The following is a 14,322-nucleotide window of genomic DNA, read 5'->3' as shown; positions in this document are numbered from 1 at the left end:
GTGCTGGATGGAGGGGAAGGGCGTGTTGCTGGTGCGCCCTCCGGAAGAAAGGCAAATTCATTCATCGTTACCAATGCCCCGTTTCTCGTGGAAGTTCTTGTATGGCGGCGAGGCGCCTGCATAGTCAGGGTGGCGAGGGGACATCATCGCGGGGATCACCAGCACCTGGTCATCCGCGAAGATGTGCAGCCAAGTTCGGCCAACATAGGTGTACGGATGGACGGGAACGTCCTTCTCCATCCAGCGACAGAGCTCATCTTCCGCTTCCGTCATGCCGGCATACCACGCCCTGCAGCGTCTCCACTTGACGCGCACGGTCAGGCCCGGATGCCACCGTTCGGGCAGGCTGATTGCACTGAGTACTGTGCTGCCTCCCGTGCCCGCGCTGTCGCCGCCGCGACCGTTGACATAAACCGGTCGCACAAAGGTGTCAGAAGGCTCGTAGTCCATCGACGTCAGGCTGCCGCCGACCTGGGTTGGCGGATCCTCTACGAGCTCGGAGTGGAGGCGGTGGTAGACACCGGCCGCGGCGAAGAGCAGTACGAAACCTATCCAGAAGTAGCGTTGAATGGATGGACCACGGTTGGTTGACTGGGTCGGACTGCTTGCCTTGTCCGCAGAAGGACCTGGCTCCCCGGATGAGGGCGGGTGCAGATCAGTATCCAGCGTTGCGGGAACATGCCGGATGGCGTCCTGACGTCTAGTGCATCGGGTCAGTGAGTACCGCTTGTAGGGGGAGGCCTCTTTCGTTTCAGTCGCTACGCGCTCCGCTACCGTGGCAGGTGCTTCGTCCGTTGATTCGACAGCGACGACGGGTGTCGCTCTGACGGCGCGCCGCAGCATCGCGTCAAGAAGTGCATAGAGAAGGCCCGCGCATACTGCCAGCGGGTAGGCGGCGACATAGACAAGTATGGGGGCGATCATTACGCCCCAGCCTGTCGAGTCAACGCTCCAGGCAAACAGGTAGAACATCACAGCCACCCAGAGGGCAACGACGCACTGGACCAATGGCAAGCCCTGGAACGTCATGCGATGGTAGTTGCGGACGACGCGTCGGAGGCCATTGACGAAGAGGAGCAGCATAGGGGGCATGACCAGCGGGAAATTGGATGGTCCTATGCCATCGTCTCCCTTCGCATAGCTTGCTTGCCATAGCGCGGCCGTGAGCAGTGCCGTCACCACGCAGTCCGCGACGAACCAGGCTAAGGCGCGCGGAACGCCGTCATCGGCTCCATTGGCCGTGTCCGCATCCTGTTCAGTGAAATGGCCGCTGCGCGTGCCGCGTGCATCGGGTTTGTCTGGGATTGGTTCATGTGTCATGACGCGACTCCTGCAGGGGCGAAGGTTCACTCATCGTGGCCAATGCCCCGTTTTTCGTAGAAGTTCTTGTAAGGAGGGGGAGACCCTGGGTAGTCCTCGTGACGCGGACCGAGCATGGCCGGAATCACAAGTATCTGGTCGTCGGCAAACAGGTGGACGGTCGTTGAGCCGACGTCGGTATAGGGGTGGACGGGAACGTGCTTTTCCACCCAACGGCACGCCTGTTCCTCTGTCTGAGGGTTGTCCGCGTAAAAAGCCTTGCATCGCTGCCATTTGACACGCACAGTCAGCCCCGGGTGCCAGCGAACCGGCAAGCTGATTGCACGCAGTGCCGTGCTGCCGCCGGTGCCCGCGCTATCGCCCCCACCCCCGTCGACATACACCGGATGCACGAAGGTGTCTGTGGGCTCGTAATCCATCGATGTCAGGCTGGTGCTGAACCGCCTATCCAAGGCTGCCTCGGGAGGCTTCGTCCTTGCCTGACCTATTGCGATCAGTACGACGAACCCAAGCACGATGCCTGTCCACGCAAGGTTGCTCCATTGGATGGGCTTCCGTGCCTGCTCAGCCACTACGCCGTCCGGAGTCTCCTCCAGACCGGGGGGCCGCGTTTCTACCTCTGCTTCGGTGCGGGCGCTGTAGTACAACGCCCCGATGATCAGCGTGACGGGGATCATCATGAGTGTGGTGGTGAGCGGCAGCAGGTACCGCCCGTAGGGCTGTACGTAATAGAGATGTTGGACGACGAGAATCAGTGCGGCGAACCATCCGCCGCAGGCCGTCTGGGCTATCGCTGCCTGTTCGGTGGTCAACGTGGATGCGCTGCGGATTACGCGCCTCATCCCATTGGAAACCACGAACATCGCGATCCACATCATTACTGCGAACGTTGCGGGATCTTCGCCACGTGGATAGACGCCTCCTGGACGTGCTCTTGGTGAGAACGCAGGCAGTATCGAGACCATCGCGTAGACGATGAACGCTGCGGTCGCACTATCCAGAAGCCACCACAATCTCCCCCGCAGATCTTCGTCTGTCATGCTGGTCTGATCATCGGTGACGTCATTCGGCTCTCTGGAAGTTGGTTCCTGAGGCGTGGTTTGCCACGATTGGGAAATAGACCGCTGCGCATCACCCTCTTTGTCCGGGTTGGCAACCCCGCGCAGCTTGCCGGCTAGCATGGTGTACGCAAGGGCTGCGCCTACGGTCATCGGGGCGGCAACGAAGTACAGGGCGTCGGGATTGTCCGGCAGATCCGACCCGGTAGACGCAACGCACCAGACCTGTATGTAGGACATCGCCACCATCCAGGGAGCAGCCACACACTGCACTGCCGGAAGGCGCTGGAAACATCCGCGATGGTAGTTGCGGATGAGGCGTCGGGCGCCGTTGACGAACAGCAACATCATCAGTGGCACGATGCGCATGAAGGCTTCTCGGAACAGTAGCTCTTCGCTTCTCGCGCCGCTTGCCTGCCACAGCGCAGCAGTGAACAGCACGGTCACCACGCAGTCCGCGACGAACCACAGCAGTGCGCGCAGATCGCCGTCATCGGCTCCATCCGGCCTATCCGGCCCGGCGTCATGCGTCATCGCGAACCTCCTCGGCTGGCGTCGCTGCCGCTGCCCCTTCAGCAACATCCGGCGGTAGGGGGACGGCGGCTTCCGCGTCGCCGGTCAATGCCACCCAGAGCGCCTCTCCACGCAGCCCCTGCGCGTGAGCAGGGTGTGCGCTGATCCCGTCAGAGCAGTGGCCGCGCTGCAGCGCCCAGGCAATCCAGCTGCTCTGGTCGGTGGCGTCGGTATAGCCCTGCGCGACGGCCAGCGTCAGGGTGTGCGCGGCGAGCGCGTGGCGGGCTTCCCGGCCGCGCAGGCTTGGGGCGAGGCGGATCACGCCTTTCAGCGGCTGGATCAGCGCGTCGGCCAGGCCGTGCTGCCGCATCGCGTGATGCTGCGCGTCGCTCCAGCCGGGGCGGCCGGCATCGCCGGGTGCGGGCGACGAGGGCGCAGGCAGGTCCAACGCCATCGCACGGCCGTCGCGGTCGGCCAGCCACCAGCCGCGCCACGGCGCGCAGAACGCGGCGCGCTGGGCGGGCGTCCACACGTCCATCGCCGCGCGCAGCACGCGGCCGTCGCCCAGCCGGGTGTAGTGCGGGCTGTTGCGATCGCCCTCACGCATCCAGTCGCGCAGGTGATCGGCGATCTCGTCTGCGGATGCCTCGCTGGCCAGCCAGTTCACGCCCGGCGCACTGCCGTCGATCCCATGCGCGCCGGCGTCGTTGGCAGGCAACAGCCACGGGCCCATCGACTGCGCGGCGGTGGACAGGTCGGCGAACAGGGCGATGGCCTGCGGCGCGTGCCGGGCCAGCCGCCGGGCGATGTGGCGCTGCGCCGCGCCGTCGATCAGAACGTACGCATGCAGGGAGGGATTCACGACCAGCGCGTGGCAGGCCGGCGGCAACGGGTTCATGCGGCCTCCGTCAGGTTCACGCGGTAGCTGCCGAGCAGCGCGGCCTGGGCCAGGCAGGGCAGACAGACCGGGGCCGCTGCCTGGGGCAGTGCACGCGACCAGTGCTCGGTCTGCGGGCCGTCCCAGTCATGGCGGGCGCCGTGGAGGCGGATGGCCCCATCGCTGCCGCCGGTGACGCCGCCGCCGATGCGCAGGAAGCTGCCGTCGGCGGCGACCAGCCGGATCACCGGCGCGGCAATGACGATCTCGCCGTTCTCGGCGCTGAGCTGCATGCCCTGCAGCGCGTGCGCCTGGATCTGGTCGCCGCGCGACTGCAGCTGCACAGGGCCGGCATTGGCAACGGCGGTGATGCCGCCGTCGCGGGCGTGCAGGGACAGGCCCTGGCCGGCCTGCAGGTGCATGCGTTCGCCACTGGTGTGCTGCAGGTGGGTGCCGGCGACGACGTCGTGCTGGCCACGGCTGACGTGCAGCTGCGATGCCGGCGTGGCGGTAACCAGCCCGGCAGCGGCGGACACGGCGATGACCGGGGCCTGGCCGCCATCTCCATCGCCGGTCCACGCCTGCAGCGCCTCTGCGAGGGTGTGCTGCGATGTCGCGCTGGCGGTGCCGGCCTGCTGGTCGGTGGCCAGGGTGGCGAGCTGCTCGAACACCTGCCGGCAGGTGTCGAGCAGCCCCAGCAGCTCCTGCTGGTCCAGCTGATGGCCCTGCGCCTGCATGCGGCCGTGGCTGCTCAGCAGCAGGCCGTGCGCCGAGCGCAGGGCCAGTGCGGCATCGGTGCGCAGCTCGGCACCGCTGCCGCGCGGCTGCGCCTGGCCGTCCCGGCGCGGCGTGGTGAGCTGCCCCAGGTGCAGTGCGCTGTCGTGCGGGCTGGCGCGCAGACGCGCACCGACCTCACCGCGGCTGTCGTCGAACACCAGCTCGGCATGCGCGTTGCCGCCATGCTCGCGCGACTGGATGCCCGACAGCGCACGGTTGCCGGGCAGCTGTCCGGCGCCGGTGAACTGCGGCGGCGCATGCCGGCCGTTGTGCAGCACGCCGACGACCACCGGACGGTCCATGTCGCCGTGGAGGAAGTCCACCAGCACTTCCTGGCCGATGCGCGGCAGGAACTGGTGGCCGAACCCGTCGCCCGCGCTGGGCAGGGCGACCCGTATCCAGGTGGATGCATGCGCCTGATCGGCGTCATCGCCATCAACGCGATCCTGGGCACGCTGCCAATGGAAACGGATGCGGATGCGGCCGAGCGCATCGGTGTGCACGGTCTCGCCCGGTGGGCCCACCACGGTGGCGGTCTGCGGCCCGGTGGCGGTGGGATGGTGCAGGCGGTCGGCGTACTCGGGCACCAGCGGCTGGTCGTGCGGAAGCGCACGGAAGCGGGTGCGGCATTGGCCGGGCTGCAGAAGGTCATCGGGCGGCGCATCTGGATCAACCTCGAGCAGTGCGGGCAGATTGTTGCAGGCCTGCAGGTGCACGCCGCTGACCAGGAAGCTGCGTGCGTTCACGTCCAGGGTTGCGTGCGCCGGATGGCCCTCGATGGTCACCGTGTCGCCGGTGGCCAGCGCACGCAGTCCGCCTTCGCCACGCCAGGTGCGCGAGCGCAGTTCGCGCGCCTGCATGCGCAGTTGGCTGTAGCGCACCAGTTCCTGCGTGCTGCCGGCGTAGTACAGCGTCTCGGCACGGTGGTCCTCCAGCCCGGCCGTGGCGGTGCGCGCCGGATCGTCGAGCGGCTGCGCGTTGTCGTCGCTGCCGTGCAGCGGTCGTGCGCTGGCGTAGTCGTAGCTGGACAGCGCCACGGCGGCGGGCGCCAGGCGCTGACAGGCCTGCCAGTGCTGCAGGGTGTCGCGGTCGTCGTCGTGGCGCTCGGCACGGTAGGGCAGGGCGACGGTGCGGTCCGGGTCGAACAGGGGGGTGTCGGTCAGGCACAGCACATGGCGTGGCTGACCCTGTGCGATGTTGAACCCGAAGCGGTAGCTGATGCCTTCCTCGGCCAGCAGCCGGTCGATGAACGCCCGGTCGCTCTCGTTGAACTGCACGCAGTAGGAACGCGCCGGATGCGCGTGCAGCAGGTGCTGTGTGCAGTCGAAGGCGGTGGCCAGGCAGGCGTTGTGCTGCCGATGCTCGTCCAGCAGCGTGGTCACGATCTCCGGCACGCTCAGGTCCTGGAATACCCGGCAGGCGCGACGTTGCTCGAGCAGCGCCAGCGCCGAGCCGACCTGCAGCACGATGCGGGTCTGGCCTGCGTGCATGCCGGTGCGGCGGACGGCGTGGATGATGCCATTGAGCCAGCGCCGTCCGCCGCCCGCCGTGGTGATGCCGACACCGACCACCCGGCCCGGCAGTGCGCTGATGTCGCCCTCCGTGCCGGGCACAAGGCAGTGCACGGTGAGGGTGAAATCGGTATTGAGCGCATCGCGGAAATCGATGCACTGCGCGAGGAGGGCGAACGGTGCGCCTGCGCTGCCCCAGTGCAGGTCGATCAGACGATGAAGGGACGTCCACTGCTCGGACGATGCGTTCCATTGCGTCATCGGGTGCTCGTTGTTACGCCATTGAAGGCCGTGCAACGAGTCTATGAATGCTCCGCCGCCGCTGACAGAGGCAATAGCGTCGATACGCAGGCGAGATTCAAAAGATGGCGTAGATTCCGATAGATGTGTGCGATCAACACCGATGAGAACCACGAATACGGCCGTCAGCGATGCGCATCATCCCGCGTGATGCACTGCTGCACGACCCAGGAACGCCACGGTGCAGCGCACCGCGACGTTCCGGCGGACTCAGAACATGTGCAGGCCGCCGTTGACCGCGTAGTCGGCGCCGGTCACGTAGGCCGCGTCATCCGAGGCCAGCCATGCGCACAGGCTGGCCACTTCCTCCGGCTTGCCCAGGCGGCGGATCGGCACGGAGCCGGCGAGACGGTCGAGCACGTCCGGCGGGAAGCTGCTGATCGCCTGGCTGGCGATGTAGCCCGGCGAGATGGTGTTGACGGTGACGCCGCGGGTGGCCACTTCGTTGGCCAGCGCACGGCTGAAGCCATGCATCGCCGCCTTGGCGGTGGCGAAGTTGACCTGGCCGATCTGGCCCTTGTGCGCGCTCACCGAGCCGATGTTGACGATGCGTCCCCAGCCCCGCGTGCTCATGCCGTCGATCACCTGCTTGGTGATGTTGAACAGCGCATGCAGGTTGGAGCCCATCACCGCGTTCCAGTCGTCCTGGCTCATCTGCCGGAACAGCACGTCGCGGCTGCCGCCGGCATTGTTGACCAGCACGTCGATCTCGCCGACTTCGGCCTTGACCTTGGCGAAGGCGGCTACGGTCGATGCCCAGTCGGTGGCATCGCCCTCGGAGGCGATGAAATCGAAGCCCAGCTCACGCTGCTCGCGCAGCCAGGCCGACTTGCGCGGCGAGTTCGGGGCGCAGCCAGCCACCACGGTGTGGCCGTTGCGGGCCAGCTTCTGGCAGATGGCGGTGCCGACACTGCCCATGCCACTGGTCACGTACGCGATGCGAAGGGTCATGGCGAATCTCCTGGATAAGGGTCAGGCGGCGAAGGGGTACAGGGCGCACAGCAGGCTGCCGAACATCAGCACCAGCGAGACCATCACCGCCCACTTGAGCGTGAACTTCTGGTGGTCGGCGAACTCGACCTTGGCCAGGCCCACCAGCAGATAGGTGGACGGCACCAGCGGACTGAGCAGGTGCACCGGCTGGCCGGCCAGCGAGGCGCGCGCCATTTCCACCGGGGTGATGCCGTAGTTGCCGGCGGCCTCGGAGAGGATCGGCAGCACGCCGAAGTAGAACGCGTCGTTGGACATGAAGAAGGTGAACGGCATCGATGCCAGCGCGGTGATCACCGCCAGGTATGGGCCCCATGCATCCGGGATGACCGCCAGGAAGCTGTGCGACATCGCCTCCACCATGCCGGTGTTGTTGAGGATGCCGGTGAAGATGCCGGCGGCGAAGATCAGCGACACCACCGACAGCACGTTGCCGGCATGGTTGACCACGCGGCGGCGCTGCTCGGCCAGGTTCGGGTAGTTGATCACCAGCGCGATGGCGAAGCCGACCATGAACAGCACCGGCATCGGCAGCACGCCCAGCACCAGCGCGGTCATCAGCGCCAGGGTCAGCGCCAGGTTCACCCACAGCAGCTTGGGACGCTTGGTGTCTTCGGCATCGTCCAGGGTGGGCAGGGCGCCATCGTCGGAGACGCTGGCATCCATCCACGAGCCGCCCTTGGGCAGGCTGACCACGCCGAGCCGGCGGCGCTCCTTCAGGCCCAGGTACCAGGCCAGCAGCAGCACCGACGCACACGCCAGCACCATCGCCGGAATCAGCGGCACGAACACGTCGGCCGGGTCCACGTGCAGCGCGGTCGCCGCCCGCGCGGTGGGGCCGCCCCACGGGGTCAGGTTCATCACGCCGCCGGCGAGGATGGTCACGCAGGTCATGTTCAAAGCGTTCATGCCCAGCCGCTGGTACAGCGGCAGCATCGCCGACACGGTGATCATGTAGGTGGTGGAGCCATCGCCATCCAGCGAGATCAGCATCGCCAGCGCGGCGGTGCCGAGCACGATCTTCATCGGATCGCCCTTGACCATGCGCAGGATCACCCGCACCAGCGGGTCGAACAGGCCCGCATCGATCATCACCCCGAAGTACAGGATGGCGAACATCAGCATCACGCCGGTGGGCGCGATCTTCTTGATGCCTTCCAGCATCATCTCGTCGATGCCCGCGCCGAAGCCGCCGATGATGGCGAACACGATCGGGATGGTGATCAGGGCGACCAGCGGCGACAGTCGTTTGCTCATGATCAAGTACATGAACGTAATGACCATGCCAAAGCCGAGGATGCTCAGCATCATCTGCGGACTCCTTGCAACGTGGGGGTGGGGTTAGAAATCGAACTGCAGGCGGCCGGTGACCGCGCGGGTGCGGTCCACGGTGGCGTCGGCGAGGCGGTCACGGTTGCGGCTTTCGATCAGGTTGAGCATGAAGCGCAGGTTCGGGCGCATGTACCAGTTGCCGCCGAGCGTCCAGGCCTCGGTGCGCGCATCGATCAGGTCCGGCTGGCCGATCAGGTGCTGGTCGCCGCGCATCTGGTCGTAGCGCAGCGCCAGCTCGAACGCGCCGGCCTTGTGGCGCAGGTCCTTGACCCGTGCGAAGCGACCGGTCTTGCGGTCATAGGCGCGCGATTCGCCGGTAACGAACCAGCTCACCAGGCCGTAGCCGGCCATCACACGGCCGCGCTGGCTGCCGTCGTCGAAGGTGGCGCCGCTGAACTCGCCCTGCCACGACAGCGGGCCGCGCACCTGCGCGTATTCCATCGACCACTTGTTGACGTCGGTGTCGCGACCGGCCGAGAAGTCGACCAGGGTCAGGCGGCTGTTGTCGGAGAGATGGCCGGCCGGGCGCGGGCGGATCTTCAGCCCCGGCACGCCGTTGGCGCCGGGGTTGTCGTAGCGTTCGTGGGCCAGCGACAGGCCCAGGTGCAGGACGTCGCCGGCGGTGGCGCCGGGTGCCCAGGTGACCCGGCCGCCAGCCGCGCGGCCCTTGACCTGCCAGGCGTCGATGCTTTCCAGGCTGTAGGCGCTGGCGGCCCAGGTCATGTCGCCTTTGGCTGCCTGCCAGGAGGCACCCAGCCGGTACAGCGGCGCCAGGGTGGTGCCGGCGTTGCCGCGCTCCAGGAACGTGCCGTAGTTGGAGCTGGTGCGGTCGTCGAGCGAGAAGAACTGCTTGAACTGCCCCACGGTCAGCTTGCCGCCGCTGAAGTCGCGGCTGACGTACACGTCCTTGGCCTCGACGCGGTCGCCGGAGAAGTCGGCTTCCAGCTTGTAGTCCACGGCGAAGAAGCGCCCGGAAACGTCCATCCACGCCCGGCGGATCTCGGTGTCATCCTTGTTCGGTGTCCCGCGGCCGTCGTTGTTGAAGTCGGCGAAGTCCAGGTGCAGGCGGCCGCCGACGCTGGCGGTGACCGGGCGGTCGTCGTCGCTGCCGTCGGCGGCCCAGGTGGGGGCGCCCAGCAACAGCAGGGTGCAGGCAACAGGCGCGCGCCAGCGCAGCGAATTCAGTTCCACGGACCCTCCCAGGTACACGTTTGCGTAGAGGTGACGACAGGCACACCGGCACTCGGCGATGCGAGCGCGCAGCCTAGTGCCGGGAAGCTGTCATCCACCTGTCAGCGTTTGCTGCGCTGCAGCGCGTCGCACGATGGCGGCCGTACGCGCTAGCATTCGCGCACCGTTCCCGATCCCGACCGATGCGCATCCTGCTGGTGGAAGACAACCCGGACCTGGCCGATGCGATCGTCCGTCGCATGCGCCGCAGCGGCCATGCCGTGGACTGGCAGAGCGACGGGCTGGCCGCGGCCAGCGTGCTGCGCTACCAGCGTTTCGACCTGGTGGTGCTCGACATCGGCCTGCCCAAGCTCGATGGATTGCGCGTGCTGGCCGGCATGCGCGAGCGCGGCGACAGCACCCCGGTGCTCATGCTCACCGCGCGCGATGGCATCGAAGACCGCGTGCAGGCGCTGGACGTGGGGGCCGACGACTACCTGGGCAAACCGTTCGATTTCCGCGAGTTCGAGGCGCGCTGCCGCGTGCTGCTGCGGCGCGCGCGCGGCCAGGCCAGCGAGGTCGTGCAGATCGGCGGGTTCCAGTTCGACAACGCCGCGCACCGGGTCAGCCTGGACGGACAGCCCATCGACCTGCCCAACCGCGAGTTCCGCCTGCTGGAGATCCTGATGGGCCGGCTCGGGCAGGTGGTGGGCAAGGACGAGATCGGCAACGGGCTGTTCGGCTTCGACGACGAGGCCGGCCCCAATGCCATCGAACTGTACGTGGGGCGCCTGCGCCGCAAGCTCGCCGACGCGCCGCTGCGCATCGTCACCGTGCGCGGCAGCGGCTACCTGCTGGAAGTGGCCGACGCGGGGCCGGCAGAGGCCGACGATGGCCCCTGAGCCCGTCGCCACGCCAACCTCGATCCGGCACACCCTGTGGCTGTACCTGGGCGGCCTGATGGCGCTGTTCGCGGTGGCCCTGCTGTTCGGCGCGCGCGACTACGGCCAGCGTGCGGCCAACCGTTCCTACGATCACCTGCTGGTGTCCTCGGCGCTGTCGATCATCGATTCGGTGGCGCTGGTGGAGGCGCAGTGGCAGGTGGACCTGCCCTACGCCGCGCTTGACCTGCTTGCGATGGCCCCGGAAGACCGCGTGTTCTACCGCGTCTCCGACGCCCACGATCATACCGTTACCGGCTACGGCGACCTGCCGGCGCCGCCGCGCGCGCCCAGTGACCGTGCGCAGCTGTTCGATGCGCCTTACAGCGGCGAGATGGTGCGCTTTGTGGTGGTGTCGCGGCGGGTGTCCTCGCCGTCGGCGCAGGGCGAGGTGCGTGTGCAGGTGGGGCAGACCCGCCGCGCGCGCGAAGTGCTGGCCCAGGACATGGTGACCCGCGCGCTGGTGGCGATCGTGGTGCTGTCGCTGCTGTCGCTGGCGCTGGTCGGCATCGGGGTGCACCGCGCACTGCGCCCGCTGGTGCGGGTGGAGCGCGAACTGGCGCGCCGCGAGCCGTCCGACCTGAAACCCTTGGATGCGGCGGTGCCGCGCGAAATGGACAGGATGGTGGGCGCGTTGAACCACTTCATGGGGCGCCTGTCGAGCAGCAACGAGACCCTGCGCGCCTTCATGGCAGAGGCGGCGCACCAGATGCGCACGCCCTTGGCCGCGCTGCGTGCGCAGGCGCAGCTGGCGCTGGACGACGAGGACCCGGAAGACATGCGGCGCAGCCTGCAGGCGATCGAGCGCAATGCCACCCACATGAGCCGGCTGCTCAACCAGCTGCTCAGCGATGCCAGCGTGATCCATCGCGCCAACCTGCAGCGCTTCGCGGCGGTGGACCTGGCCGAGACCGTGCACCAGGCCCTGCATGAAGCGCTGCCGCAGGCGTTGCCTGCACCGCGCGTGCAGCTCGCAGTGAGCCCGGCGCCGGCCTGGGTCAACGGCGATGCGCTGCTGCTGCGCGAGGCGATCAAGAACCTGATCGACAATGCGCTCAAATACGGCGGCGATGGCGCCCTGCAGATCGCGCTCACCGAAACAGCCGAGCACTGCGTGCTGACCGTGGCCGACCACGGCCCGGGCATCGCTGCGGCCGATGCGGAGCGCGTGTTCGAGCGGTTCGCCCGCGGCGAGGGCGCACCTGCAGGCGGTGCCGGGCTGGGCCTGGCAATCGTCAAGCGCGTCGTGGACAGCCACGGCGGACGCATCGACCTGTCCAACCGCGTGGGAGGCGGTGGCCTCATCGCCACCATCCGCCTGCCGAGGATGCACCCATGATGCGGCGTTGCCTGTTGCTCCTGCTGGCCCTGTACTGCGGCGTCGCCAACGCCGCGCCGGGCGATGTCCAGCGCTTCCCCGCGCAGGGCATGCCCACGGCCCAGCTGCGCATCCACGGCTCGACCGACATCGAAGTGTTCGCCACGGTGATCGCCGATTACCAGCGGCTGCATCCGAGTACCGAGATCGTCTACGAGGACGTCATCACCCAGGACATGTACGCGCGCTACCTGCGCGATCGCACCGGCCCGGCCGCACCGGACATGCTGATCAGCTCGGGCATGGACCTGCAGACCAAGCTGGTCAACGACGGTTACGCGCTGGCGCACCGGTCGCCGCAGACCGATGCGCTGCCCGGCTGGGCGCAATGGCGGCACGAGGCATTCGGCATCAGCTACGAGCCGGTTGCCATTGTCTACAACACCCGCGCGCTGCCGGCGGCCCGGGTCCCGCGCACACGCCGCCAGCTGCTGGAGCTGCTGCGCGCCCCGGACGCACCGCTGCTGCGCCGGGTCGGCACCTACGACGTGCAGCGCAGCAGCGTCGGCTACCTCCTGGCCACCCAGGATGGCCAGCGTGGCAGCATGGCTGGCGCGCTGCTGGGCGCACTGGGCGACAACCAGGTGCAGCTGGAGGAGCGCACCGGCGTGCTGCTGGACAAGGTCAGCCGGGGCGAGCTGTCGCTGGTCTACAACGTGCTGGGCTCGTATGCGCAGGCGCGCATCGATGCGGGCGCGCCCCTGGGCATCGTCGAGCCGGAGGATTACACGCTGGTGGTGCTGCGCACGGCGGTGATTCCGCGCAGCGCCCGCCATGCCGAGGAGGCGCGCCGCTTCCTCGACTACCTGCTCTCGCCGCGTGGGCAGCAGGTGCTCTCGCGCGAGGCGCGGTTGATGCCGATCCTGCCGGCGCAGGGGCAGCAGCGCGGGCGCTCGCCCGAACGCAGCTACCGGCCCATCCAGCTGGGCCCGGGGCTGCTGGTGTACCTGGACGGGCTCAAACGCCGCCAGTTCCTCGACGCCTGGCGTGGCAGCATGCTCCAGCAGGACCCGTAGCGTCGGGCGGTCCCCGGCACTCCCACCTGCCCGCCATGCACCGCTGACAACCGCCGCGCACCGCCAAGGTCACTACAATGGCCGCATGAGTGCATTGACCGTCCTGATTGCCGACGACCACCCGCTGCTGCGCGCCGCGGTCGTCCATTCCCTGCGCCAGTCGCTGCCGCAGGCACAGGTGATCGAAGTGGCCAGCGCCGCCACGCTCGAAGCCGCGCTGGACCAGCACCCGGAGATCGAACTGGTGCTGCTGGACCTGACCATGCCCGGGGCTCGTGGGTTTTCCTCGCTGCTGCATGTACGCGGTGCGCACCCGGACATTCCGGTGGTGATCGTCTCGTCCAATGACCACCCGCGTGTGATCCGCCGTGCGCAGCAGTTCGGCGCCGCCGGGTTCATTCCGAAATCGGCGCCGGCCGAAACCATCGGCCAGGCCGTGGCGGCGGTGCTCGACGGAGGCGTGTGGTTCCCGGCAATGGCGGCCGAACGTTCTGAATCCGATGCCCTGTTGGCCGCGCGCCTGGCCCAGCTCACCCCGCAGCAGTTCCGCGTGCTGCTGAGCCTGGCCGACGGCCTGCTCAACAAGCAGATCGCGTACGAACTCGGCCTGGCCGAAAACACCGTCAAAGTGCACGTCACCGCCATCCTCAAGAAGCTCGAGTGCCACAGCCGCACCCAGGCGGCCGTGCTGGTCAAGGCCCTGGAACCGGAAGGCAACGCCGCCGACCTGTAGAGCCGGCCTCTGGCCGGCTGCTTTCCTCGTGGAGCCGGCCTCTGGCCGGCTGCTTTCCGCCCCGCAACAGCGACCCCCCGCGCTGCGCGCGATAGCCGACTAGAAGTCGGCTCTACAAGGGCAGCTTCCGATAGCCGAAAATCCGGCTCTGCGCGCGGTAGCCGGCTTCCTATACCCGTAGAGCCGGCCTCTGGCCGGCTGCTCTCCGCTCCGCCACACCGAACCCCCGCGCTGCGCGCGATAGCCGACTAGAAGTCCGCTCTACACGGGCGGCTTCCTATACCCGTAGAGCCGGCCTCTGGCCGGCTGCTTTCCGCTCCGCCACCGATAACCCCCCGCGCTGCGCGCGATAGCCGACTAGAAGTCGGCTCTACACAAGCGGCTTCCGACCTCGTAGAGCCGGCCT

Annotated in this window: 11 protein-coding genes; 4 read left to right on the top strand and 7 right to left on the bottom strand. The window is 67.9% G+C overall.

What is annotated here, in order from left to right:
• Positions 1-57 precede the first annotated feature (57 nt).
• The 7 genes from ACLB90_RS06115 to ACLB90_RS06085 form a co-directional block, all read right to left on the bottom strand.
• Positions 58-1,320 carry a DUF3304 domain-containing protein gene (locus tag ACLB90_RS06115; protein ID WP_411852088.1) on the bottom strand — a complete coding sequence of 421 codons (1,263 nt, stop codon included), beginning with the start codon at positions 1,318-1,320 and terminating at the stop codon, positions 58-60.
• 26 nt (positions 1,321-1,346) lie between these two features.
• Positions 1,347-2,912, bottom strand: a complete 1,566-nt coding sequence (locus ACLB90_RS06110) for a DUF3304 domain-containing protein (RefSeq protein WP_411852087.1) — start codon at positions 2,910-2,912, stop codon at positions 1,347-1,349.
• Complete coding sequence (locus tag ACLB90_RS06105; protein ID WP_411852086.1) at positions 2,902-3,789, bottom strand: DUF4123 domain-containing protein; 888 nt, start codon at positions 3,787-3,789, stop codon at positions 2,902-2,904. The genes ACLB90_RS06110 and ACLB90_RS06105 overlap by 11 nt, the downstream gene beginning before the upstream one ends.
• Positions 3,786-6,317, bottom strand: a complete 2,532-nt coding sequence (locus ACLB90_RS06100; RefSeq protein ID WP_411852085.1) for a type VI secretion system Vgr family protein — start codon at positions 6,315-6,317, stop codon at positions 3,786-3,788. Before ACLB90_RS06100 ends, ACLB90_RS06105 begins: the two co-directional genes overlap by 4 nt.
• A 249-nt stretch (positions 6,318-6,566) precedes the next feature.
• Positions 6,567-7,307, bottom strand: a complete 741-nt coding sequence (gene phbB / locus ACLB90_RS06095) for an acetoacetyl-CoA reductase (RefSeq protein WP_411852084.1) — start codon at positions 7,305-7,307, stop codon at positions 6,567-6,569.
• A gap of 21 nt (positions 7,308-7,328) precedes the next feature.
• The gene (locus ACLB90_RS06090) at positions 7,329-8,654 is read right to left on the bottom strand and encodes a CitMHS family transporter (protein WP_411852709.1); all 1,326 of its coding nucleotides are present in this window, start codon (positions 8,652-8,654) and stop codon (positions 7,329-7,331) included.
• 33 nt (positions 8,655-8,687) lie between these two features.
• The gene (locus ACLB90_RS06085) at positions 8,688-9,869 is read right to left on the bottom strand and encodes an OprO/OprP family phosphate-selective porin (RefSeq protein ID WP_411852083.1); all 1,182 of its coding nucleotides are present in this window, start codon (positions 9,867-9,869) and stop codon (positions 8,688-8,690) included.
• Positions 9,870-10,051: 182 nt separating this feature from the next.
• Here ACLB90_RS06085 and ACLB90_RS06080 point away from each other — a divergent pair, with 182 nt between their 5' ends.
• The 4 genes from ACLB90_RS06080 to ACLB90_RS06065 all read left to right on the top strand — a co-directional run bounded on the left by ACLB90_RS06080 (position 10,052) and on the right by ACLB90_RS06065 (position 13,916).
• Positions 10,052-10,750 (top strand): response regulator, encoded by a 699-nt coding sequence (locus tag ACLB90_RS06080; protein ID WP_411852082.1) that lies wholly within the window; start codon positions 10,052-10,054, stop codon positions 10,748-10,750.
• Entirely contained in the window at positions 10,740-12,128 is a 1,389-nt protein-coding gene (locus ACLB90_RS06075; RefSeq protein ID WP_411852081.1) for a sensor histidine kinase N-terminal domain-containing protein, read from the top strand. Before ACLB90_RS06080 ends, ACLB90_RS06075 begins: the two co-directional genes overlap by 11 nt.
• The gene (locus ACLB90_RS06070; protein ID WP_411852708.1) at positions 12,128-13,183 is read left to right on the top strand and encodes an ABC transporter substrate-binding protein; all 1,056 of its coding nucleotides are present in this window, start codon (positions 12,128-12,130) and stop codon (positions 13,181-13,183) included. Before ACLB90_RS06075 ends, ACLB90_RS06070 begins: the two co-directional genes overlap by 1 nt.
• A gap of 85 nt (positions 13,184-13,268) precedes the next feature.
• Positions 13,269-13,916, top strand: coding sequence for a LuxR C-terminal-related transcriptional regulator (locus ACLB90_RS06065; protein ID WP_411852080.1), 648 nt, complete (start codon positions 13,269-13,271; stop codon positions 13,914-13,916).
• Positions 13,917-14,322: the final 406 nt, after the last annotated feature.

The sequence above is a fragment of the Stenotrophomonas sp. LGBM10 genome, from assembly GCF_046736075.1.
Lineage (GTDB): Bacteria > Pseudomonadota > Gammaproteobacteria > Xanthomonadales > Xanthomonadaceae > Stenotrophomonas.
This window is presented reverse-complemented; position numbering and strand designations above follow the sequence as displayed.

What these genes read in the sequence shown, in the direction of transcription:
- ACLB90_RS06115 (WP_411852088.1), bottom strand. Translation starts at nt 1,320, where the DNA reads ATGACACATGAACCAATCCCAGACAAACCCGATGCACGCGGCACGCGC.
- ACLB90_RS06110 (WP_411852087.1), bottom strand. Translation starts at nt 2,912, where the DNA reads ATGACGCATGACGCCGGGCCGGATAGGCCGGATGGAGCCGATGACGGC.
- ACLB90_RS06105 (WP_411852086.1), bottom strand. Translation starts at nt 3,789, where the DNA reads ATGAACCCGTTGCCGCCGGCCTGCCACGCGCTGGTCGTGAATCCCTCC.
- ACLB90_RS06100 (WP_411852085.1), bottom strand. Translation starts at nt 6,317, where the DNA reads ATGACGCAATGGAACGCATCGTCCGAGCAGTGGACGTCCCTTCATCGT.
- phbB (WP_411852084.1), bottom strand. Translation starts at nt 7,307, where the DNA reads ATGACCCTTCGCATCGCGTACGTGACCAGTGGCATGGGCAGTGTCGGC.
- ACLB90_RS06090 (WP_411852709.1), bottom strand. Translation starts at nt 8,654, where the DNA reads ATGCTGAGCATCCTCGGCTTTGGCATGGTCATTACGTTCATGTACTTG.
- ACLB90_RS06080 (WP_411852082.1), top strand. Translation starts at nt 10,052, where the DNA reads ATGCGCATCCTGCTGGTGGAAGACAACCCGGACCTGGCCGATGCGATC.
- ACLB90_RS06075 (WP_411852081.1), top strand. Translation starts at nt 10,740, where the DNA reads ATGGCCCCTGAGCCCGTCGCCACGCCAACCTCGATCCGGCACACCCTG.
- ACLB90_RS06070 (WP_411852708.1), top strand. Translation starts at nt 12,128, where the DNA reads ATGCGGCGTTGCCTGTTGCTCCTGCTGGCCCTGTACTGCGGCGTCGCC.
- ACLB90_RS06065 (WP_411852080.1), top strand. Translation starts at nt 13,269, where the DNA reads ATGAGTGCATTGACCGTCCTGATTGCCGACGACCACCCGCTGCTGCGC.